The 21,855-nt window shown below is 49.3% G+C and carries 18 protein-coding genes, 1 tRNA gene and 1 other annotated feature; of the genes, 5 read left to right on the forward strand and 14 right to left on the reverse strand.

The features are described 5' to 3' along the window. The first annotated feature begins 156 nt into the window (after window positions 1-156). Window positions 157-537, forward strand: a complete 381-nt coding sequence (locus K7397_RS10200; protein ID WP_223067850.1) for a cupredoxin domain-containing protein — start codon at window positions 157-159, stop codon at window positions 535-537. Between the two features lie 43 nt (window positions 538-580). Here the strand turns inward: K7397_RS10200 and zapA are convergent, their stop codons facing one another. From zapA to pheS, 3 genes are all read right to left on the reverse strand, one after another. Beyond that, window positions 581-2,272 (reverse strand): cell division protein ZapA, encoded by a 1,692-nt coding sequence (gene zapA, locus K7397_RS10205; protein ID WP_223067851.1) that lies wholly within the window; start codon window positions 2,270-2,272, stop codon window positions 581-583. A gap of 174 nt (window positions 2,273-2,446) precedes the next feature. Further along, the gene (gene pheT, locus K7397_RS10210) at window positions 2,447-4,888 is read right to left on the reverse strand and encodes a phenylalanine--tRNA ligase subunit beta (protein ID WP_223067852.1); all 2,442 of its coding nucleotides are present in this window, start codon (window positions 4,886-4,888) and stop codon (window positions 2,447-2,449) included. 26 nt (window positions 4,889-4,914) lie between these two features. Next, on the reverse strand, window positions 4,915-5,949 hold the full coding sequence (gene pheS, locus K7397_RS10215) for a phenylalanine--tRNA ligase subunit alpha (protein WP_223067853.1): 1,035 nt from the start codon (window positions 5,947-5,949) through the stop codon (window positions 4,915-4,917). Window positions 5,950-6,008: 59 nt separating this feature from the next. Then, window positions 6,009-6,300 (reverse strand) — a binding site (T-box leader). A gap of 214 nt (window positions 6,301-6,514) precedes the next feature. Here pheS and K7397_RS10220 point away from each other — a divergent pair. After that, window positions 6,515-6,742, forward strand: a complete 228-nt coding sequence (locus tag K7397_RS10220; RefSeq protein ID WP_223067854.1) for a YwbE family protein — start codon at window positions 6,515-6,517, stop codon at window positions 6,740-6,742. A 151-nt stretch (window positions 6,743-6,893) separates the two neighbouring features. Here the strand turns inward: K7397_RS10220 and K7397_RS10225 are convergent, their stop codons facing one another. The 7 genes from K7397_RS10225 to K7397_RS10255 form a co-directional block, all read right to left on the reverse strand. Then, on the reverse strand, window positions 6,894-7,856 hold the full coding sequence (locus K7397_RS10225; protein WP_223067855.1) for an ABC transporter permease: 963 nt from the start codon (window positions 7,854-7,856) through the stop codon (window positions 6,894-6,896). Beyond that, window positions 7,857-8,933 carry an ABC transporter permease gene (locus tag K7397_RS10230; RefSeq protein WP_223067856.1) on the reverse strand — a complete coding sequence of 359 codons (1,077 nt, stop codon included), beginning with the start codon at window positions 8,931-8,933 and terminating at the stop codon, window positions 7,857-7,859. Beyond that, window positions 8,926-10,464: an ABC transporter ATP-binding protein gene (locus tag K7397_RS10235; RefSeq protein ID WP_223067857.1), complete on the reverse strand. Its 1,539-nt coding sequence runs from the start codon at window positions 10,462-10,464 to the stop codon at window positions 8,926-8,928. The genes K7397_RS10230 and K7397_RS10235 overlap by 8 nt, the downstream gene beginning before the upstream one ends. A gap of 153 nt (window positions 10,465-10,617) precedes the next feature. Continuing rightward, window positions 10,618-11,652 (reverse strand): BMP family lipoprotein, encoded by a 1,035-nt coding sequence (locus K7397_RS10240; RefSeq protein WP_223067858.1) that lies wholly within the window; start codon window positions 11,650-11,652, stop codon window positions 10,618-10,620. 318 nt (window positions 11,653-11,970) lie between these two features. Beyond that, a tRNA-Gly gene (locus K7397_RS10245) sits at window positions 11,971-12,044 on the reverse strand. A 146-nt stretch (window positions 12,045-12,190) separates the two neighbouring features. Further along, complete coding sequence (locus tag K7397_RS10250) at window positions 12,191-13,732, reverse strand: putative bifunctional diguanylate cyclase/phosphodiesterase (protein ID WP_223067859.1); 1,542 nt, start codon at window positions 13,730-13,732, stop codon at window positions 12,191-12,193. Window positions 13,733-13,950: 218 nt separating this feature from the next. Next, window positions 13,951-14,910, reverse strand: a complete 960-nt coding sequence (locus tag K7397_RS10255) for an aldolase catalytic domain-containing protein (protein WP_223067860.1) — start codon at window positions 14,908-14,910, stop codon at window positions 13,951-13,953. A 225-nt stretch (window positions 14,911-15,135) separates the two neighbouring features. Here K7397_RS10255 and K7397_RS10260 point away from each other — a divergent pair, with 225 nt between their 5' ends. From K7397_RS10260 to K7397_RS10270, 3 genes are read left to right on the forward strand one after another with little or no spacing between them, the layout of a single operon-like run. Beyond that, a complete protein-coding gene (locus K7397_RS10260; protein WP_237690828.1) occupies window positions 15,136-15,378 on the forward strand; it encodes a FeoA family protein in 243 nt (80 codons plus the stop codon). Continuing rightward, window positions 15,375-17,399: a ferrous iron transport protein B gene (gene feoB / locus K7397_RS10265; RefSeq protein WP_223067861.1), complete on the forward strand. Its 2,025-nt coding sequence runs from the start codon at window positions 15,375-15,377 to the stop codon at window positions 17,397-17,399. The genes K7397_RS10260 and feoB overlap by 4 nt, the downstream gene beginning before the upstream one ends. Window positions 17,400-17,442: 43 nt before the next feature. Then, window positions 17,443-17,610: a FeoB-associated Cys-rich membrane protein gene (locus K7397_RS10270; RefSeq protein ID WP_223067862.1), complete on the forward strand. Its 168-nt coding sequence runs from the start codon at window positions 17,443-17,445 to the stop codon at window positions 17,608-17,610. A 121-nt stretch (window positions 17,611-17,731) separates the two neighbouring features. Here the strand turns inward: K7397_RS10270 and K7397_RS10275 are convergent, their stop codons facing one another. The 4 genes from K7397_RS10275 to leuB all read right to left on the reverse strand — a co-directional run bounded on the left by K7397_RS10275 (window position 17,732) and on the right by leuB (window position 21,694). Next, a complete protein-coding gene (locus K7397_RS10275) occupies window positions 17,732-18,838 on the reverse strand; it encodes an ATP-binding protein (protein ID WP_223067863.1) in 1,107 nt (368 codons plus the stop codon). Between the two features lie 412 nt (window positions 18,839-19,250). After that, window positions 19,251-19,655, reverse strand: coding sequence for a hypothetical protein (locus K7397_RS10280; RefSeq protein ID WP_223067864.1), 405 nt, complete (start codon window positions 19,653-19,655; stop codon window positions 19,251-19,253). 217 nt (window positions 19,656-19,872) lie between these two features. Continuing rightward, the gene (locus K7397_RS10285) at window positions 19,873-20,418 is read right to left on the reverse strand and encodes a peroxiredoxin (RefSeq protein WP_223067865.1); all 546 of its coding nucleotides are present in this window, start codon (window positions 20,416-20,418) and stop codon (window positions 19,873-19,875) included. Window positions 20,419-20,614: 196 nt separating this feature from the next. Continuing rightward, complete coding sequence (gene leuB, locus K7397_RS10290) at window positions 20,615-21,694, reverse strand: 3-isopropylmalate dehydrogenase (RefSeq protein ID WP_223067866.1); 1,080 nt, start codon at window positions 21,692-21,694, stop codon at window positions 20,615-20,617. Window positions 21,695-21,855: the final 161 nt, after the last annotated feature.

The raw sequence follows: 21,855 nt of genomic DNA on the forward strand, positions 1-21,855 counted from the left end.
TATAGTAACGGACTATAGTATATGTACGCAGGTGCACCGCTCCCTGAGCATATGGACAAGCTATTCTGGTGCGTGTATCTTTATATTTCAATGAATAACGCTATTATACCGTATGAAGCACATGTATTTCTATACTCTGAAAGAGGTAGGTTAATCATGAAAAAAAGTTGGTTTGTCCTTGTCGCTACTCTATCGCTGTTTGCCATCACCGCCTGTTCCAACAGCGGAAAGTCCGGGGATTCCGGCCCGGCCGCAGGCAGCGGCATCATTGCCGAACAACAGCTCCATATCGAAGCTGTCAATTACAAATTTGACCAGGAAGTTTACCATGTGAAGCTGGGCGTCCCTGTTGAAATCATTTTGGACAACAAAAAGGGAAATCATGGACTGATTATTAAGGAACTGGGTGTGAACCTGGATCAAGCTCATAAGTCAGCAGTCGTGATCCCTGATCAAGCCGGGGAATATGAAATATCCTGCTCCATTCCATGCGGACCCGGACATAAAACGATGAAAGCCAAACTCATTGTAGAATAAGGAAAAGCCTGCAGAATCCAGGCTCTGCAGGCTTGCTCCCCGCCTAAGACGTTTGATCCTGTTCGAGCAGTTCAATCCACTCGTTATATTCCCTTTGCAGCTTTGCATATTCTTCCTTCAAACTGTTCAGTTCCTCTTCCCTCTTGCTTGCACGTTCCTGTTCGACTTCGCGTTCAGCCAGCAGCAAACGATACTCATGGGATACGAGTTCAAATTGATCGCCGATTTCCTGCAGCTGCCCGGCTAATTGTTCCTTCTCAGCTTGGGCGGATTCCACTTCGGAAACCATAGCTTCAGCCTTCTCTTTACCGGCTGCGCATTCCTGCTGCCACTCCGCAATCTGTCTGTACAGATCAGCTTCGGCGGACTGGAGCGCCTCAGTCCGAGCCTCGGCGGCTTCATACTGGTTGCGCCACTTTGCAGCCTGTTCACGCTCGGACAACAGCTCAGCCTCGCGCTCATCGACAAGAGCGGCGTATTCCTCGGCCTCGCTTTTGGATTCGTTCAGGCTTTGCTTCAAAGACTGTACTTCGAGCCGCTGTTCCTCGGCCTCCCGGAGATAGCTTTCCGCTTGTCTGCGTTCCGCCTCCGCTTCCTCAGCCGCCCGGTCGGCCCGCAGATTCGCTTCTTCCAGTTCCGCTGCAAGCCTGCTGCGGTCCTCCGCCATCGATTCAAGCTCGGCCGAGGATTGCTGCATTGCCGCTTCCTGGGCTGCAAGCTGCTCTTTCAACGCCTGGATTTCCTCCTGGAACGCCGACAAACCGTTTTCCAGCGTTTCATTCTGCTCCGAAGCCTGCATCAGCTGCACTTCCAGCCGCTCCAGCTCATTGCTGCGCCGCTCGGCAAGCTCCTTCCAGGTGTGAGCATCTTTGGAAGACTGCGCCGATTCCCTGGACAGTTGCTCTTCACGGCGTCCGGCATCCTCGAGCTGCTGCTTCAGCTTCCGCTTCTCTTCCACGGAAGCTGCGAAGTTTGCCTGCAAATCCTTGTACTGCTGCTCCAATTTGCCGAAATTCTGCTTATGCTGCTGCTCCAGACGCCCAGTTTCCTGCTTGTGCCGGTTCTCAAGCTGAAGCTGCTTCTCTTTGTGCTGCTGCTGCAGTTTAACGCTTTCTTCCTTCAGCCGCTCCTCTCCCGCTTTGGCGGCAGCCTCCTGCTTTCTCGCTTCCTGAAGCTGCTGATTCAAAGAGGCGCAAGTCTCCTTCGCCTGATTGAGCTCCTGATCGGCAGCCTTGAGCCTTACTTCAAGCTTGCCGTTTGCGCTTCGGAGATCGGCAAGCTGCTTCTCCATTTGGGCAGCTGCTTCACTGCGCTTCTGATCAGCCTCTTCGAGACTTTTGAGCGCACTCTCCAGCTTGGAAATCTGCTCCAGAGCTCCTGCTTTCTCCATCTTGAGGGCGGAATGCTCTTCCTGCAATGTCACATACCGCTCCTGGTGCTTGACGGCATTGTCCTGCAAAAGCGCAATATCCCTTTTAAGGGCCTCCCTGTTCTCGGTTAAAGCCGACAGCTCCTGCTTAAGCTGTTCGCTTCGAATCGCCTCTTCGGCCATATTAACGGCTGCCAATACGGCTAGCCGGGGAATATCCAGGTGATTGTGCGCTTTTGCTATGGCATGCATGTGGTCGTCCACATGCCCGGCAACCTGTTTCATGTATTCGGCATCGGTGCCGACAATTTTATAGGATGTTCCATAAATCTCAACGGTAACACTGATTCGTTCGGATTTAGCCAAAGCGCTGTGCCTCCTTCATTCTTCTGTTTGGTCATTGATGTATTGCAGCACAAGTTGAAACAGCCAGACCTTCCATTTATAAAACGGTATCCGTTTCCTTTCTTCTTTTCGAAAAAAGCCGCATCGAACCCGTCCTCTCTAAAAAGGATTCGATGCGGCTTTCTGCAATTCCTGCTATTTTCTCAATTCCGCGCCAAAAGTTTGCTCAAGCGCAGCAACGGCACGCCCGTGCACCTCCGAAATTTCTTCGTCGGTGAGTGTCCGTTCCATGTGCCGATATACAAGCGACAGCGCGACGCTCTTCTTGCCTTCGCCAAGCTTGCTGCCTGTGAACACATCGAATACATGCACATCTTCCAAAAGCTCGCCGGCACTTTCCGCAATCGTCTTGATCAGGCTTGCAGCTGTTACATCCCTGTCGACGACAATGGCAATATCCCGCTGTACGGCCGGGAATCTTGGAAGATCCCGATATTCGATCGGTTTGGCGTATGCAGCAAACAACGGCTCAAGCATCAGTTCGGCGACATACGTGTCTTCCAGCTCTTTGGCGCGCTGCAGGTCGGGATGGATTTGTCCCATCACACCGATTCGTTTTTTCTCTTTATTAACTTCCAGCATGATGGATGCCGAACGTCCCGGATGGAAACCGGCCGGGCGATCCGCTTCATAAGAGACAAGCTCTTCAAGGCCGAGATAGCGAATCACGGTCTCCACGGCACCCTTCAAATCGTAAAAGTCCACCTTTTCAGGGTTCAGATTCCACTGTTTGTCCTGACGTAAGCCTGTCAATAAAATGCCGAGTACAGAAAGCTCTTTCGGCTGGACCGTCAGCATTTCTTCTTCGGATTGGAATACAGAGCCAAGTTCAAACAAAGCCAGATTATCCTGTTTGCGGTTCCGATTAAAAACAGCTACGTCCATCAGCTGCGGAATAAGGCTGGCGCGGAGCACGCTCCGGTCTTCACTCATTGGCATCGCAAGCTTTACCGAATGGCGGTTCTCCTTCAGCACAGGGAACATTTCTTCGGCTTCGCGGTTCGCAAAAGAATAACTGATGACCTCCTGCAGTCCGCCCTTCGTCAGCATGCTCCGAATTTCGCGGCGCAGCAGCTGCGGTCTGGTGTAGCCGCCTTGAGTGGTAGGCCCTTCAATCGCGGTGACCGGAATTTTGTCATATCCGTAAAGACGGGCTACTTCTTCAATCAAATCCACATCGCGCGTAATGTCGCCGCGGCGGGAAGGAACCCTTACAGCAAGGGTGTTATCCGGCATATCCCCGCACTCGAAATGCAGCCTTGCAAAAATCGTCTTCACCTCAAGCGAGGAAATGCTCGTCCCCAGAAAAGCGTTCAGCTTCGTCAAGGACAGCGGAATCACCAATGGCTCAGCAGCCGCTTCCCCGCTCTGTACGATTCCTTGATGAACCGTAGCGCCGGCAAGGGAGGCAATCAGAGCCGCTGCGCGATCCAGAGCCGGGATAACCGTTCCCGGGTCGACTTCTTTCTCAAACCGCTGGGAAGCTTCCGAGCGAAGTCCGAGCTGGCGGGACAGCTTGCGCACGGTACCGCCGTGGAATTTGGCCGATTCCAGCACGAGGTTAACCGTGCTTGCGGTGACCTCGGAATTGGCCCCGCCCATAACGCCTGCAAGGCCAATCGGCTTTTCCGCATCCGTTATCAGAAGAGCCCCTGCATCAAGCTTGCGCACTTGTCCGTCCAGCGTTTCGATCGTTTCTCCAGCCTTCGAAACCCGAACTTCGATGCGTCTTCCGGCAATCCGATCGGCGTCAAAGGCATGAAGCGGCTGTCCGTACTCCAGCATCACGTAGTTTGTCACATCGACTACGTTGCTGATGGGGCGTATTCCTGCCGCGATCAGCCGATTCTGCATCCACAGCGGAGATGGACCGATTTTGACATCGGAAATGACCCGTACCGCATAGTGGCTGCAGAGCTCCGGATTGCTTACCGTGACGGAAATAGCATCGGACGCAGGCGGAGCAGTCTCCACAAGCTTGGCATCCGGATGCGTGACATCCCGGCCAAGGATGGCGCCTACTTCATAAGCGGCTCCGAGCATGCTCAGGCAATCCGAACGGTTTGGCGTCAGATCGAAATCGAGCACTTCATCATTCAGACCAAGCACGCTTTCAATTGGAGCACCGATTTGGGTTCCTTCCGGGAGAACCAGTATGCCTTCCTGCTGGTCTTTCGGCAGCAGCTTGTCGTTCAGGCCAAGCTCTTTGGCCGAGCAGATCATGCCTTGGGACGGAACGCCGCGCAGCTTGGCTTTTTTGATCTCCACTCCGCCAGGCAGCTTTGCGCCCACGAGCGCTACGGGCACCTTTTGTCCGGCTTCGATATTTTTGGCGCCGCAGACGATCTGGAGCTCCTCGTCCAAACCGGCATCCACAGTCACCACATTCAGCTTATCCGCATCCGGATGCTTTTCTTTCGTTTTCACGTAACCTGCCACAACCTTAGATACGCCATTGTTTCGGCTCTCCACGCTGTCAATTTCAATCCCGGATCGGGTAATCTGTTCAGCAAGCTCCTGGATGTTCACATCTTTCAAAGATATATAATCAGACAACCAGTCTGTTGATACTTTCATTCTTCACATCTCCTTCTATTGGCCTTTTATTGACGGGCGAATTGTTCAAGAAAACGAATATCGTTGTTATAGAAATGACGGATATCGTCCACACCGTATTTCTTCAGCGCAATGCGTTCCACGCCCATGCCGAAAGCAAATCCGCTGTAAACCTCCGGATCGTATCCGCCCATTTCAAGCACCCGCGGATGCACCATGCCGCTGCCCAGAATTTCAACCCAGCCTGAGCCTTTGCATACCCGGCAGCCTGTTCCTCCGCATTTCATGCATGTCACATCGACTTCAATACTTGGCTCCGTGAACGGGAAGAAGCTCGGGCGAAGCCGGATTTGGGTATCTTCCCCAAACATTTTGCGGCTGAACTGGAGCAATGTTCCCTTCAGGTCGCTCATTCGGATTCCTTTGCCAATGACAAGCCCTTCAATCTGATGGAACTGGAAGGAGTGCGTCGCATCATCGTCGTCGCGGCGGTAAACTTTACCCGGACAAATAATTTTAACCGGCGTCTCTCCCTGTTTGGCCTTCATCGTCCGTGCCTGAACGGGTGAGGTCTGTGTGCGCATGAGCAGTTCTTCCGTCAAATAAAAGGAGTCCTGCATATCCCGCGCCGGGTGGTTCTTCGGCAGGTTGAGCGCCTCGAAGTTAAAATAGTCGGTTTCCACCTCCGGACCTTCCGCAATGCTATAACCCATGCCGATAAAAATATCTTCAATCTCCTGGATGACGCGATTGAGCGGGTGTACGCCACCCTGCTTGAGCGGACGGCCGGGCAGCGTAACATCCAGCTTCTCGGCCGCAAGTCGGCGCTCCGTTTCCTGCTGTTCGAATTGCTGCTGTTTGCTTTCGATCAGCGTTTCAATCGCACTGCGAACTTCATTCGCTACCTGGCCGATCACCGGGCGCTCTTCCGCGCTAAGCGAGCCCATTCCCCGCAATATTTCAGTCAGGGCTCCTTTCTTGCCCAAATATTTGACTCTCAGCTCATTCAGACGGCCGGCGTCGATTACTTCATTCAACTCGGCCAGAGCCTCTTGCTTCAGCTGTTCCAAACGGTTTTTCATGACTAACCTCCTGATATGGTTGTAAACGGCATTCAAAACAAAAAAAGCCTTTTCTCCCGAAAAGGGACGAAAAGACCGTGGTACCACCCTTGTTAGAGACTCCTTACTGAATGTCCTTCCTGCCAATCCAGGCAATTTTCGGACATAGTATCAATCATCTCTCACTTTTCGAAATAACGGCTCGCGACCGGTATCCTCTACTGATATGAAAACATTTCGTTCTCTCATATGTTCAAGGAACTGCTCCGGAGTGAATTTCAGGACAGCCTGGTTCTGTAGAAACGCTCTCAATCTCCGGCGTTTCCTCCCTGTAAAGAGGCGCTGCTTACTTGTCTCCATCATTGCATTTGTTGTTCTTGCTGCCGTTATGAACGGCAAAATGACTATAGATTATTATATGCAATGAATTACGGGAAGGCAAGCCCACCCGTAAAGAAAGTCCAAAATGACTGTACCTGGATGGAATAATCTTTCTCATCAGGCAACCATATTTGGTGTTTCAATCTCTATATGATAAGGTTGAAGCAAATCATTTCATCTTGAGTCAACGTTTCAAGGAGGATCTATGAGCGGAACATTACGAAGCAGCATACTTCCGGGCATGACAGTCGATATCGTGCTGAAGCAAGATCAGCGAACCGGCAAGCTGACAAGAGGAATCGTCAAAGATATTTTGACGAAATCGCCGTCTCACCCGCATGGTATCAAAGTACGGCTGCAGGATGGCCAGGTCGGCAGAGTAAAGGTTATTCATCCCGGTTCAATCGAAGCTCGTCCGGACAGCAGCCTATAACAGCAGCAAAGAGAAAGCCGGCCCGCTATAGCAGGCCAGCTTTCTCTTTGCTGATATCGCATAATTTGCTTGATCGCTTCCGGTTGCAGAAAGCTGAAATCTGTCAAACAAACCATAAACTGATTACCATTCAATACTCCTTGGGCAAAAACTACCGTTTACCCGGATCATACGGCTGTCCCAGCGCTGCAGGAGCGGCCGACCGGCCTACAGCGGCAACGAGCACGATGATGGTCAGGAGATAAGGCAGAATATAGATAAATTCCTGCGGAATATCGTGCGCCCAGGGAAACAAAGTTACATAGGTGCGCAGCGCTTGGGAAAGGCCGAAAAATGCAGCAGCGCCGAATGCTCCAAGCGGGTTCCATTTACCGAAAATCATGGCGGCTATTGCAATATAACCTTGACCGGAAATCGTATTGTGCGCAAATGTGCTGGTGGTGGTCAGGGTAACCGTAGCTCCGCCAAGCGCAGCCAAAGCGCCGCTGATCATGACCCCGATGTAACGCATCCGGTTTACATTGATTCCGGCCGTATCGGCAGCGCTCGGATGCTCGCCTACTGCTCTCAGACGCAATCCGAACGGAGTTCGATAAATGACGTAAAAAGTGACAAACACGAGGATGATCACAATGTAAGTTGTCGGATAATTGTGAAACAGCCCTTCCCCGATAATCGGGATCTGGGATAGTCCCGGTATGGAGACTTTATTAAACACCTCTTTAAGCAGCGGACTCTCTCCCGCCCCGTCAAATAGCAGCTTGACGAGATACAAGGTGCTGCCGGCAGCCAGAAAGTTGATAACAATACCGCTGATGGTCTGATCCGCTTTAAACGTAATGGACGCGACGGCATGAATTAATGAAGTAATGATCCCCATGACTAAAGCCGCAATCAATCCAATCCAGGGAGACGCCGCGCCCATGCCCGCATCTTCTGCATAATAGGTTCCAACAGCCGCGGCGAAAGCGCCGAACATCATAAACCCCTCTATCCCGAGGTTGGTGACTCCGGAACGTTCGGAGAAGATCCCGCCCAACGCGCCAAAAATGAGGGCAGTTGAAAACACAAGCGTCGTATTAATCAACTGACCCAGTGTCGTTACCCAATCCATTTACAACACCTTCTCTTTCTTGCGTTTAGAATAAAAGGGCTTAATGAACCAACGCACAATACCTTGCGCCGCAATAAAGAATATGATAGAGCCGATTACGATCCGGATCAGCTCCGGAGGCACTCCGGCGCCAAAGCTCATACCTGCCGAACCATAGGTTAATGTGCCGAACAGAATCGCTCCAAGCAGGATACCAAACGGATTGTTCATGCCGATCAGGCCAACGGCAATTCCATCAAAGCCGGTTCCCGGAGAACCCGACATAACGGTCTGGTTATGGAAGACGCCCAATATTTGGACCGCTCCGGCAAGCCCGGCAAATACTCCGCTTATAAACATCGCCTTCACAATATTGCGCCCGACATTCATCCCTGCATACTGCGCAGCGTTGGGGTTGCTTCCGACCGCGCGCAGCTCATAGCCTTGTTTGGTTTTCCACATGAAATAGTAGAAGAAGACGGCCACTAGAACAGCAAGCAGCATCCCCCAGTGAATCCGTGCGCTGTTCATTAAATCCGACAGCGACTGAATGGTGATGGAAGCCGTAGGCAGAATGTCCTCTGAACGCTGTTTCCCCTGCATAAGCAGAAAATGTCTGACAATATAATTTGCCAAATATAACGCGATCCAGTTTAACATGATACTTGTTATGACTTCATTTACTCCGCGTTTTGCCTTCAAATAGCCGACGATTGCCGCCCACAGGCCGCCGCACAATCCGCCGGCAATAATGGCAAGCGGCGCGTGGATGATTGCCGGAAGTCCCGTAACTTTAATGCCGACTACAGTAGCCGCAGTCATTCCGACTATGAATTGTCCTTCGCCGCCGATGTTAAACAATCCCGTTCGGGCCGCAAATGCAAAAGCCAAACCGGTTAACACCAATGGGGTAATTTCGCGAAGTGTTTCACCAAAATCGTAAGTATTGCCAAATACCTGGGTAAACAGCGACTGGTAAGCAAGCAGCGGATTATACCCGCCAACAAGCATTACGATCGCTCCGACGATCAGACCAAGGATAATGGCTATGATCGAGACAGTAGCGCTGCCCGAGAATATTTTAAAAATTTTATTCATGCTTTACACCTCCAGGAGCAGTGCTGCCCGCCATCATGAGTCCCAGTTCCTGGTCGTTGGTTTGTTCAGGAAGAACCTCTCCGACGATTTGTCCTTCATAAAGGACCGCGATCCGGTCAGAGACGTTAATAATTTCATCCAGTTCAAACGAAATAAGCAGCACGGCCTTTCCTTGATCGCGCTGGGCGATGAGCTGGGACTGCACAAATTCGATAGCCCCGACATCCAGGCCGCGCGTCGGCTGAGCCGCGATCAAAATATCCGGATTTTTGTCTATTTCCCGGGCTATAATTGCTTTCTGCTGGTTCCCCCCTGACAAGGAACGAGCTTTCGTTTCAACGCTCGGCGTTCGAACATCAAAATTTTCAATTAGTTTTTCGGCCTGCTTTTTAATGGCGTCATAATTTAAAAAGCCGTTTTTGTTGTACGGGGCTTTATAATAGGTTTCAAGTACCATATTCTCGCTCATGGAGAAATCCAGCACGAGTCCGTGCTTATGCCGGTCCTCGGGAATATGGGACAGCCCGCCCTCAATGATTTGGCGAGGCGACAAATTGGCTACTTCTTTGCCGTTCAGTCGAATAGAACCACGGTCAACTTTTCGTAAGCCGGTCAACGCTTCGATCAGCTCGCTTTGGCCGTTGCCATCGACTCCCGCGAGCCCCAGTATTTCGCCTGCCTTAACGTCCAGATTTAATCCATTGAGGACCAAAGCCCCTTCCTTGTTCTTAACGAACAGATCTCTGATCTCTAGAACAGGCTTGCCAGGCGTTGCCGGACGCTTGTCCACCGTGAACGAGACATTTCGTCCGACCATTTTCTCGGCCAGAATGCTTGGCGACGCTTCGGACGTTTTGACCGTATCAATGACCTTGCCCCGCCGGATTATAGTCACCGTATCCGATATATGCATAATCTCTTTAAGCTTATGGGTAATCAGGATAATCGATTTGCCCTCAGCGACCAAACGGCGCATAATTTCCATCAATTCCGTAATTTCCTGGGGAGTAAGTACAGCCGTAGGTTCATCAAAAATAAGTATATCTGCGCCGCGGTAAAGTGTCTTCAAAATTTCAACACGCTGCTGCATGCCTACCGAAATATCATGGATTTTGGCATATGGATCCACACGGAGACCGTACTGTTCGGACAGCTCGCTAATGCGCGCGGCTGCCGTTTTATGATCCAGGTTGAGTCCCTTTTTCGGTTCCATTCCCAAAATAATGTTCTCTGTAACTGTAAAAGGATCCACAAGCTTGAAATGCTGGTGAACCATTCCGATGCCCAGATCAATAGCTTTGTTCGGGTTATCTATAGTAACGGGGGTTCCATTGATTTCAATGCTTCCTTCGTCCGGTTGATACAATCCGAATACGATATTCATGAGCGTGGATTTACCTGCTCCATTCTCGCCAAGCAGTGCATGAATTTCGCCTTTATACAGTTTTAAGCTGATCGAGTCATTAGCTACGACACCGGGAAAACGCTTCGTAATTCCTTTTAACTCGACGACGGGAGTCGCTTCGTTCATGTGATCACCCTTCATTTGAATTAGGCCCGGGTGGGCTCATACAACAATATACACGATAACGTGAGAACAAGGCCAGTTAAAAAACCAGCCTTGTCACAGATTCTACTCTTATTCAATTCTACCTTGGCTTATTAAAGATCCAGTTAACTCTTATTACTTCGTAGGTGTAGTTGGAACCGTGACTTCACCGCTGATGATTTTTTGTTTGTATTCATCAACTTTTGCCAGTACATCGGCTGGAACGTTCTTGCTGGAAGTCTCGGCGATGCCTACGCCGTTCTCTTTCAGACCAAGCACTTCGCTGCCGCCTTTGAAAGAACCGTCAATCACTTCCTGGCTGACGCGTTTAACCGCTTCGTCAACACGCTTGATCATCGAAGTCAGAGTAACCTCGTCGCCGAACTCAAGGGATTGGTCTTTGTCTACCCCGATAACCCATACTTTTTGACCGGATCTAACGCGGGCCGTTGCTTCGTTAAATACGCCGGTGCCTGTTGCGCCAGCTGCTTGGAAGACAATATCTGCTCCATCGTTGTAGAAAGTGGAGGCTGCTGTCTTGCCAAGATCAGGCTTGTCAAACGCGCCTGTATAGTTAACCAGAAGTTCGGCATTCGGGTTAACAGCGGCGATGCCTGCTTTAAAGCCTGCTTCAAAACGTTCGATAACCGGAATTTGGGCGCCGCCTACAAATCCGATTTTGTTTGATTTCGTCATCATACCGGCTACCACACCAACGAGGAAGGATCCTTCATTCTCGGAGAAGGTAACGGATTTTACGTTCGGCTGATCAACAGTTGCGTCGATGATTGCCAGTTTAGCGTTCGGATTTTGCCCGGCAATTTTGCCAATTGCGTCGCCCAGGTCCATACCGATCCCCCAAGTCAAATCATATCCGCCTTTGACAAATTTGTTCAGGTTTGTTTCATAATCGTCCGGTTTCGTACTTTGCAAGTATTCTGCTTTGGCACCACTCAACGCTTGAAGGCCTTCCCATGCAGACTGGTTAAACGATTTGTCGTTTACGCCGCCCACGTCGGTAACCATTCCGACTTTAACTTTAGCTGCATCACTTGAAGCGGTGTCAGCTGATGCGCTTGAGCCTGTATTGTCCTTTTTGCTGCCACAGCCGGCCAGCACGACCGTAAGCGCGAGCAGCATTACGATCGTCAACTTGAAACTTTTCTTCATTGAGTGTTATCCCCCTTAAAAATTGAAAATGACAATGAATTCCCGTACCTTTCGGCACTATCTTTTGACAAACTAGATTATACATTCAAAAAAGCTCAAAATCCACACAATAATGACCAAAGTTCAATTAATATTCGCTCTTTTTTTATTGAAAACGGTTTATTTCGATATACTTTACATAGTACGTTCGGTATATGTAACAATCGCCATGATTTTATCCCGAATCTATTCCAGCTATATTATTTGTCAAAAAGGCAAAAAGCATGCAAAAAAACCTTCCGTGCTCAAACGGAAGGTTGTTAATTTTCGTTATGGAGATGGAGCGGGTGATGGGAATCGAACCCACGCTACCAGCTTGGAAGGCTGGAGTTCTACCATTGAACTACACCCGCAGTTGTTTACAAAAAATCCGGCTTCAATGTGCTGATCGTTTCCAGACATGCTGCTTATTTATCAGCAAGAAAGATCATATCATGAATTAACATGAAATGCAAGCCAGCAAGCACTGCGAAATTTAGCTACTCGCTTATGACCGGGATTAAACGGCCACTTTCACCAGAAAATCTCGCTTCAGCTCCTTGGCCGGCACTGGCCTGCTGAACAAATACCCCTGTCCTTCGTGACAATTTTGCAGCTTCAGAAATTCAAGCTGGTCCGTATTCTCTACGCCTTCTGCCGTTACTTTCAGCTTGAGATGATGCGCCATTGCAGCGATCGTTGAAATAATCGCCGCATCGCTTCCGTCAGCCACAACTTCCTGGAGAAAGGAGCGGTCAATTTTGATCCGGTCGATCGGCAGGTTTTTCAAGTAATGAAGTGAACTGTATCCTGTTCCGAAATCATCGATACTGATAAAAATGCCGAGCTGCTTAAGCCCCTGCAGCTGCTCGAAGGCTGATTTTTTGTCGATGGTCATGCTTTCCGTAATTTCCAGCTCCAGATATTTTGCGTCCATCCCCGTTTCTGTCAGAACATCCGCGACCAGCTCGACAAACCGAAAGTCCCTGAACTGGCGCATGGATAGATTCACGGATATGGATACCGGCTCAAATCCTTCTTCCTGCCAAAGCTTGTTCTGGCGGCAAGCTGTTCGGAGCACCCATTCTCCAAGCTGTACGATGAATCCGCAATCCTCGGCAATCGGGATAAACTCTGCGGGAGACATCAAGCCGCGCTTCGGATGAGCCCATCTCACCAGCGCCTCGAGTCCGACCATTTTACCGGAATCCAAATGAACCTGGGGCTGATATTCAAGGAAAAACTCCTGTCTCTCCAGTCCTTTGCGCATGTCGTTCTCCAGCTCAAGCCTGGACAGCGTACGGGTTTTTATAAAATTGCTGTACCTATAAACGTCTATGCCGTGTTCTTTGGCATAATAAACAGCCAGCTCCGCATTCCGGGCAAGCTGCTCGGCCGTTTCCCCATCTGCGGGGTAAAGGGCGATGCCCTGGCTCAGAGAAATATAGTATTCTGCTTCCCCCAGCATGGCCGATAGATTAAGGCCCGAAAGCAGGTTCTCCGCTCTCTGGTGCATATCATCAGGACTCGCATATTCCCCTAGAATGATCGAATAATCATCCACGCCAATCCGGAACATTTCCTCCGAGCTTTCGCATCTGCCAGCTATTCGCTTTCCGATCATCTGAAGCAGCCGGTCCCCGGCCTCATAGCCAAGAATACCGTTAAGAGTTTTGTAGCAGTTGACATGAATCATGAGGACCCCAACAGCCAATCCCAAAGGTTTCGCATGATTCAAACGTTCCCGGAGCCTGATTTCAAACCGGGTCCGGTTTGGCAAGTTCGTCAAAGCGTCATGCTCATCCGTTGTCTTAACGTGCTCCTGATCCTGAACCTTCGTAAACGGCCGTTTATGAGGGGCGTCGCTGCAGTCCAGCCTGTAAAATCTTCCGCACATATAGCAGCAGGCTAACAGCAAACACAAATATTCAATCTGCTCCACCCTGCTGCCGGATCTTAAGGCTTCGATAAAAAAAAGCGCGCAAAAGCCCAAAATAACCAAGATCAACGCCTTTGTGCACTGCGCCCGCAACGCACTTTTTCTCTCTTTCCTGAATCGCATATGCTTTCAGCCCCCGGATGTATAATTATACGATCTCAGTTTATGTACCCGTGTTGTCAAACAAGCACGCTACCCTCGCTATATTTGTAACAATTCCACAGATTTCATGAATTTCCTTCCAGATGTCGAAAAAAGTAATGATGTGCCTCAAGAAGATAAGAAAAGAGCCGCATCAGCAGCAGATTTCCTGCTTCAAATAGCGGCCCTTTCATTTACGGTTATTTCTTCTCAAAGCTGACTTCCGGCGTCGTAAGCTTATCATAAAAGTCCACAACGGCATCTTTCTTGTCGGAAGCCCGGACAGCCATAGCCGAACGAGGATGTTCATTCAATGTTCCTGTAATCAAATACGGGATCAAGTAGCCCCATTCCTCCTTTTCGCGCAGAGGAACAAGAAGCTTCTCGAGCACTTCCAGAACGGGACGTAGTTTGTAATTGGTATTCTTCAGATGGGATACCAGCAGCTCGGTCGGACAGTTGCCTGCAGCGCGCCCCATTCCATAGACGGAGGCATCGAGCAGTTCTACACCTTTTTCTACCGCAACCAAGGTGTTCGAAAAAGCGAGCTGCATATTGTTGTGCGTATGAACGCCAAGCCGTTTATTCGGCAAATGGGTCTTGAATTTTTCAATCAGGTACTCCATGTCCTTATTATCCAGGCTTCCGTAAGAATCCACGACATAAACGACGTCTACGACGCTCTCGCGAATCATTTCAAAAGCTTCGATAAGTTCATTCTCCATCACACCCGAGAGGGCCATAATATTAATCGTCGTTTCGTATCCGCGATCGTGAAATTTCTGGACCAGCTGCAGGGCCTTATCGACATCCTTCACATAACAGGCGACGCGAATCAGATCGAGCATACTTTCACTGCGCGGCAAAATATCGTTCTCATCCACTCTCCCTACATCCACAAGCGCGGACAGCTTCGTGTGTCCTTTCTGAGGAATAACCTTACGCAGAAATTCATCATCCAGGAAACGCCAAGGACCTGCTTCTGCCGCGCCGCTAAGCAGCTTTGGCGAATTTTTATATCCGATTTCCATATAATCAACGCCTGCTTCATTAAGACCGGCATATAGCTGCTGAACAAACTCCACGCTAAAATCCCAGTTATTGACGAGTCCCCCGTCCCGTATCGTACAGTCCACAATTTTGCTCTGATTCATCTTCATATAGAACCCTTTCCTTAAGTAATATAATTAATTTGTTGTTAACTCTTATCTTACTTGATGCAATTCGCTAAAGTAAAGAAGATTGTTTGCCGCTTTAAAGCAAAGATTAGTGTGACATTTATCACAGTAATTTTTATAGTGTTATGATACAGTCTGCTTACATATAAATGAGATTGATTATCAATTACAATTAATGAAGAATATTACAGAGGGGAGACATACCTTATGAATCAAGAACGAATTGCCCTGGACCAGCTGCGGCCAGGCAACAGCGCCCGTATTTTTCAAATGGACCTGGTTGCTCCCCTGCTTAAATCACGCCTCTCCGACCTGGGAGTTGAAGAAGGAACCGCCATAAAGATCAAAAGCCGCATTCCTTTCGGCGGACCGATTACACTCGAAGCGGCAGGACAGCTTATCGGGATCAGACAAAGCGATGCTGCCAGAATTGAGGTATTCCTTTCATGAAAAACGCAGCGTTAATCGGCAATCCCAACACAGGGAAAACCTCTCTGTTCAACAAGCTGACGAGTTCCTACGAATATGTGGGGAACTGGTCCGGCGTCACCGTGGAAAAAAAAGTTGGCGAACTGAGGGACAATTCGGGGCTGCTGACGGATCTGCCGGGCATTTATTCTTTGCGGCCCTTGTCCAAAGACGAAGCTGTTGCGGCCCATTACCTGATGGAGGAATCTCCTTCACTGCTTATCAATATTGTTGACGCTTCCCAACTGGAACGAAATCTGCAGCTCACCCTGCAGCTGGTGGACTACGGCAAACCGGTTGTAATCGGCCTTAATATGACGGATGTCGCCAAAGCCAGAGGGATTGAAGTGTACTCCGACGTCTTGGCCGATGAACTGGGTGTGCCCGTTATCCCTCTCATTGCCCGAACCGGGGCCGGGAGCCGGGAACTGCTTGAAAAGGTACGGGAGCTGGAACCTCCAAGCGACGGAATGGCGGCTGGCCATCTGTTCTATGGCGCCGCGATTGAAGAAGCCGTGGACCGCATTAGCAGGGAACTCGGGGCAGCTTCTTTTCCGAAAGACACTCGAGCTTCCCTGCGCTGGATTGCACTGCAAATACTGGAGAACAATCCGGCCGTTATGGATGCTCTTCCGCACGGCTTGAATGACAGTCTGAGCTTAATCTGTGCAAGCTGCAGCTCCAGACTTGAAGCGGAGGGCGTCAGTCAATCCATACCCGAATATATGAAACACATCCGAACAGAACGGATCAACCGGATTTGCCGGAAAGCGATGGACCGGTCCCATCAGAAGCCGCACAGCTTGACGGAACGGATCGACAGCGTTGTCACGCATCCCTTGTTCGGTCTCCCGCTGTTCGCGGCTTTCATGTTCCTTATGTTTCAAATTACGTTCGACTGGGTCGGCAACCCATTGTCCGATCTGCTGGACAGCTTCATTTCCGGCCCGCTGAACAACTGGATTTCTGATGGTCTTTCCGCTATTCATGCTTCGGCATTTACCAGCGCGCTAATCCTGGACGGAATCGCTGGGGGCGTAGGGGGAGTTCTTGTTTTCGTACCGCAAATTTTCCTTTTGTTTCTGATGATTTCTTTCATTGAAGACTCGGGATATATGGCCCGCATCACCCTTCTGACCGACAAATGGATGGAAAAAATCGGGCTCAGCGGCAAATCGATCATCCCGTTCATTATCGGTTTTGGCTGCAACGTTCCGGCAATCATGGCTGCGCGCAGCATTGAGCAGCCCAAAGAGCGTACGCTGACAATGCTGCTTGTTCCGCTTATGTCCTGCTCCGCGCGCCTGCCGGTTTATGCTTTGTTTGCGGGCATTTTTTTCGAGAGCCATCAAGCCTTGATCGTGCTGTCCCTGTATCTGCTCGGTATTGTTTCGGCTATGCTCGCAGCCAAATTATTTTCTTCCGTGCTGTTTAATGGCAGTTCATCCTTGTTTGTCATCGAGCTGCCGCCATATCGTATGCCGCAAATGGCTGCCTTGTTCAGAAACACCTGGGAAAAAGGCAAAGGATTTCTGCGCAAAGCCGGTACGATTATTATGGGCGGTTCCGTCGTTATTTGGCTGCTTACCTTTTGCGGTCCTTCAGGAATAAACGTTGATATGAATGACAGCTTTCTGGCCTGGATCGGCGGATTGGTCGCTCCCCTGTTATCGCCGATTGGCTTTGGCACCTGGCAAGCGGGAGCCTCGCTCATCACCGGTTTTATGGCCAAGGAGGTTGTCGTTTCGACGATGAACATTATTTATCATGCTCCCGGCGATCTGCTTGGCCAGCAAATTGCCCATGCTTTTACTCCCCTTCAGGGATTAAGCTTCATGGTCTTTGTGCTGCTGTATACTCCTTGTCTGGCAACCGTTGGCGTCATCCGCAAGGAATCCGCTTCCTGGAAATGGACGCTGTTTTCAGTTGGATACTGCCTTATACTCGCATATCTGGTTTCGTTTATCTTTTATCAAGGAGCCCGCTTGCTTGGATTTTCCTGAGGAACCAAAGGCTCGCCGGGCATTCGAGGAGGTATAGAGGTTTATGATCGGTATTGGGATTACGTTAGTGATCTTCGCCTATGCGGGATGGACATTGTACCGTTTCTTTAAGAAAAGCAAGAAAGGAGCATGTGCTGGCTGTTCTCACAGCAAAGCCTGCACGGCTGCCTGCTGTGCTCCTCCTGAGGGAAGCAAAAAAGCCCCGTTATAAACGGGGCTCGACTTTCCTTGAGAAACCTGATTGACCTAAAGAGCTGGAAATATATGGGTTTATATGACCAAAATTTGCTCACTTGTTTAGCATATTACCCTAAAAGTAGGAGGTTTTGCTTTCAGTGAGCTAATGGAAGCGATATCATAAAGGTAGTACCCTTGCCTATGCTGCTTTCCACTTCTATGGAACCACCATGATTTTTAATGATGCGGTAACTTTCCGATAGCCCCAGACCTGTCCCCTTTTCCTTGGTCGTGAAAAAAGGATCGGACAATCTATTCAGGCTTGCTTGCTCCATTCCGCTGCCGTTATCGCGTATCGATATAATAGCGTTGGTGCCGTCGGATTTGGCATCGATATGAATTTCTCCTCTTCGACCGGATATTTCCTCTATCGCATCCATGGCATTCTTGATCAGGTTCAGAAGCACCTGTTTGATTTGTTTGGCATCGATCGATATAAGCATCTCTTCCTGTTCCGATTCGAACGAAATTTCGCAGCCTTTCATCAAGGCCTCGCTTTCAGTTAAAAGCACAGCCTGTCTAAGCAGCGAAGATACTCTGAGAACGGCCTTTTCCGGAGCGGACGGCTTGGAAGAGTTCAGAAATTCATAGATGATATCATTGGTCCGATCAATTTCCGTCAAAATAATCCGCGCATACTCCTCCTTGCCCAGCTGGATCAGATGAGGCCGCAGCAGTTGGATGAACCCGCGGATCGCTGTAAGCGGATTTCTTATTTCATGGGCAATGGCTGCGGAAATTTTGCCCAGTACCGCCATTTTGTCGTTATGATAAGCCGTACGTTCAATCTCTTTAAAATACGAAATATCTTTGAAGCTGAGCAACAGATCCCCATCAAGTTGATCCCCATATGTAGCTGACACAAGCCAAACTCTTCCGTATTCGTCTGTCATTTCAAGCTGCTTTTTATGCTTGCATATTATTTCACGATAGATGCTGATGATCCGTTTACGCTTGTCCCTTCCTAAATAAGGGTGACGTAGCAGCCGCAGAAGATTGCTGCCGATGAGTGTCTGGCGCGACGATAATTCCAGAATATTAGCCATTTGCGAGTTGGCGAAGGATACCTGACCTTCACAATTAAATAAAATGATTCCATTGTCCATGTGTTGCAGGACATTTTCATACTTGTTCTTCACAAGCTGGGCCGACTCAAACATTTCTACCGGTTGGAGCAGAGTTTCTTCGATTTCACTCAACAAGTTGTTTTCCTCCTTTTCCCATGAATGATGTTCCTGCCTGGTTGGCTCTTCATCGCAGAATGGAGAAATTGCGGATATACGTCAGTCATCTCCGTTAAGACCGCAAACACTTTTCAAGTTTTGTAACCAATAACCCATAAATTCCGGTACTTTTCAAAAAACTTATATGCAAATATGCAAACTTAGAACAGCAGCATGCAGGCAATCCCGCTCAGCACTTGAAAAGGTAAGTATCTCCGGTCTTCTCCCACAAAAAAGTTACTCTGTTAATTTAATCATAAATAGGTTGTCTGATCCAGTCAATCAGAGATACTGTCGAAAAAAGAGGGATATTCCTATGGAAACGTTTAATGGGGAAAAAGCGGCCTTCCGTTTCGGAAAACCGCTTCTTCGCCTGAATTTGAAGCTCCTGTTAACGATGCTGGAGCCGTGTTTTTCGTCTGCTCATAAAGGCAAGCCGCAGTTTCAGCTCGCTCTCCCATTTTTCGTCTCCAATATGTTTGGCAACCATAAGCAGGTCGAGCGAACTGTCAATCTGTCTCTTTACAATATCCAGCGGATCCTCCCGCTCATCATTGACGCAGTTAACAAAAATGGATTCGTCGTCTTCGGTTACAAAATCGGAAAAATCAATTTCCGTTGCCCCATCGGCATGCGCATATTCAGCCAGTATTTCGTATTCGTTCTCGACCTTGTAATGAACCTCAACCCGATGACATACCGGGCATAAAAGCAGGGGAACATTGTGGACCTGTGTACGATAATGTTTTAGTGTTCCCTTTGTTCCCACCATACTGGCTCCGCAGCAAAAACTCATTCCCCATCACCTTCCTGATCTCGGTTCATTCTTAATATATAACTTATTCTCGAATGGGAAGAGCGATTCCTGTCGTCATGTTAGATTTTTACCCATTTTTGCGTATTTCAGTCAGCGTTTAGTCAGCAGTAAAAACACCTCGCTCAACGGTGCAAAAAACCCCCTGCTTGACAAATCGTCAAAAGGGGGTTTCATTTGCGGCAACCTGGTTCTGATATTAAACAGTCAGGTTTTTGTCGCCTGGTTTCCAGTTCATTGGGCACAATCCGCCGGATTGCAGAGCTTGCAGAACGCGGAGCGTTTCTTCAACACTGCGGCCCACATCGTTGTGGTTAACCACTTGATATTTAAGCTCGCCTTCAGGATCAATGATGAACAATCCGCGAAGCGCTACGCCTTCTTCTTCAATCAGAATGCCGTAGTCGCTGGCCACTTTCTTCGTAATGTCGGAAGCAAGCGGGAAGTTGAGTTGTCCAAGACCGTTGCTTTCCTTCGGTGTATTGATCCATGCTTTGTGGCTGTGGATCGAGTCAATACTTACACCAAGAACTTCGGTATCAAGCGCTTTGAATTGATCAAAAGCCTCGCTCAGCGCCGTGATTTCCGTAGGGCATACGAAAGTAAAATCGAGCGGATAGAAGAAGAATACCAGCCATTTACCGCGGTAATCGGACAATTTGGCATGCCCAAATTCCTTGCCGTCTCCGGATACAGTCTCCATACTGAAATCTGGTGCGGGTCTTCCAACTAAACGTTCTGCCATGATTATAATCCTCCTTTGAAATATGTAAGGACGGCGGATTGATCCGCATTCCTAGATGATATTTTTGTTCTTGATTACATTTCAAATGGTATCATCTCGGCATAATCAAAGTCAAGATTATAGTCATTATTTTTTTAGAATAATTATAATTTAGTGATATTCAGTGAACATTCAGCAGCGTTCGAACGTTTGAAAACTACTTCTTCATCGCCGCAATAATAAGATCGCCCATGGCATCGGTACCGACCGCGCGGGACTTGTCAACGGCAATATCGCCGGTACGGTGGCCCGCATCCAGCACTTCCGCTACAGCCGCTTCGATCGCATTCGCCGCATCCTCATAACCGAATGTAAGACGGAACATCAAAGCCACCGAAAGAATCGTCGCAATCGGGTTCGCCAGATTTTGTCCGGCAATGTCCGGTGCGGAGCCATGAACCGGCTCGTACAGACCGAAGCTGCCTTCTCCGAGCGAAGCCGAAGAGAGCATGCCGATAGAGCCCGTCAGCATCGCTGCTTCATCGCTCAAAATGTCGCCGAACATGTTCTCGGTAACAATAACGTCAAAGCTGGACGGACGGCGCAGCAACTGCATCGCACAGTTGTCGACGAGCACGTGCTCCAGTTCCACATCCGGATATTCCGCTGCAACCCGGATCACGACTTCACGCCACAGACGGGAAGTTTCAAGAACATTGGCCTTATCGACCGAAGCCAATTTTTTGCGGCGCTTGCGGGCAATGTCAAAGGCCTGGCGGACGATCCGCTCCACTTCGCTGACATTATAGGTGCAGGTATCCACGGCTTGCTGCCCGTTCTCGGTGTCACGGCGATATTTCTCCCCGAAATAAATGCCGCCCGTCAGTTCGCGCACTACAATCAAATCCGTTCCTTCCAGCACTTCCGGCTTCAGGGTAGATGCATCCTTAAGACAGTCAAAGACAACTGCAGGGCGAAGGTTCGAGAACAAACCCAGCGCTTTGCGGATCCCCAGAAGACCTGTTTCCGGACGAAGCTCTTTCGGATTGCTGTCCCATTTCGGACCGCCGACGGCGCCGAGCAATACAGCGTCAGCCTTCTTGCATATTTTAAGGGTTTCCTCCGGCAGCGGAGTACCCTTCTCGTCAATCGCAATTCCTCCAAACAGCGCATGCTCTGTTTCAAAGCGATAGCCGAACAGCTCTTCCGTACGCTTTAATACTTTTTCCGCTTCCCTGACGACTTCGGGACCAATTCCGTCGCCGGCAATAACGGCGATTTTCTTGACTTCTGACATAAGAACACTCCTCTTTATTCGGTAATTCCATCTTATTCAGTTGTAACATACCGGCAGGCTATAGACAAAGATATAGAAGCTATTACGCTAATAGGATTATCCTATAAAAACATGAAAGGAAGGCCGCCCCCTCCGCACGCTTTTTGCAGAAGGAAAGCAGC

Origin of the sequence: Paenibacillus caui (genome assembly GCF_019904135.1) — a bacterium.
GTDB classification, from domain to species: domain Bacteria; phylum Bacillota; class Bacilli; order Paenibacillales; family Paenibacillaceae; genus Fontibacillus; species Fontibacillus caui.

Excerpts from the sequence above, each read along its gene's own strand:
- K7397_RS10260 (WP_237690828.1), top strand. The coding sequence starts at position 15,136 with ATGAATCAAGAACGAATTGCCCTGGACCAGCTGCGGCCAGGCAACAGC.
- leuB (WP_223067866.1), bottom strand. The coding sequence starts at position 21,694 with ATGTCAGAAGTCAAGAAAATCGCCGTTATTGCCGGCGACGGAATTGGT.
- pheT (WP_223067852.1), bottom strand. The coding sequence starts at position 4,888 with ATGAAAGTATCAACAGACTGGTTGTCTGATTATATATCTTTGAAAGAT.
- K7397_RS10225 (WP_223067855.1), bottom strand. The coding sequence starts at position 7,856 with ATGGATTGGGTAACGACACTGGGTCAGTTGATTAATACGACGCTTGTG.
- K7397_RS10235 (WP_223067857.1), bottom strand. The coding sequence starts at position 10,464 with ATGAACGAAGCGACTCCCGTCGTCGAGTTAAAAGGAATTACGAAGCGT.
- pheS (WP_223067853.1), bottom strand. The coding sequence starts at position 5,949 with ATGAAAAACCGTTTGGAACAGCTGAAGCAAGAGGCTCTGGCCGAGTTG.
- K7397_RS10230 (WP_223067856.1), bottom strand. The coding sequence starts at position 8,933 with ATGAATAAAATTTTTAAAATATTCTCGGGCAGCGCTACTGTCTCGATC.
- K7397_RS10270 (WP_223067862.1), top strand. The coding sequence starts at position 17,443 with ATGATCGGTATTGGGATTACGTTAGTGATCTTCGCCTATGCGGGATGG.
- K7397_RS10285 (WP_223067865.1), bottom strand. The coding sequence starts at position 20,418 with ATGGCAGAACGTTTAGTTGGAAGACCCGCACCAGATTTCAGTATGGAG.
- K7397_RS10220 (WP_223067854.1), top strand. The coding sequence starts at position 6,515 with ATGAGCGGAACATTACGAAGCAGCATACTTCCGGGCATGACAGTCGAT.
- feoB (WP_223067861.1), top strand. The coding sequence starts at position 15,375 with ATGAAAAACGCAGCGTTAATCGGCAATCCCAACACAGGGAAAACCTCT.
- K7397_RS10280 (WP_223067864.1), bottom strand. The coding sequence starts at position 19,655 with ATGAGTTTTTGCTGCGGAGCCAGTATGGTGGGAACAAAGGGAACACTA.
- K7397_RS10200 (WP_223067850.1), top strand. The coding sequence starts at position 157 with ATGAAAAAAAGTTGGTTTGTCCTTGTCGCTACTCTATCGCTGTTTGCC.
- K7397_RS10250 (WP_223067859.1), bottom strand. The coding sequence starts at position 13,732 with ATGCGATTCAGGAAAGAGAGAAAAAGTGCGTTGCGGGCGCAGTGCACA.
- K7397_RS10240 (WP_223067858.1), bottom strand. The coding sequence starts at position 11,652 with ATGAAGAAAAGTTTCAAGTTGACGATCGTAATGCTGCTCGCGCTTACG.
- K7397_RS10255 (WP_223067860.1), bottom strand. The coding sequence starts at position 14,910 with ATGAAGATGAATCAGAGCAAAATTGTGGACTGTACGATACGGGACGGG.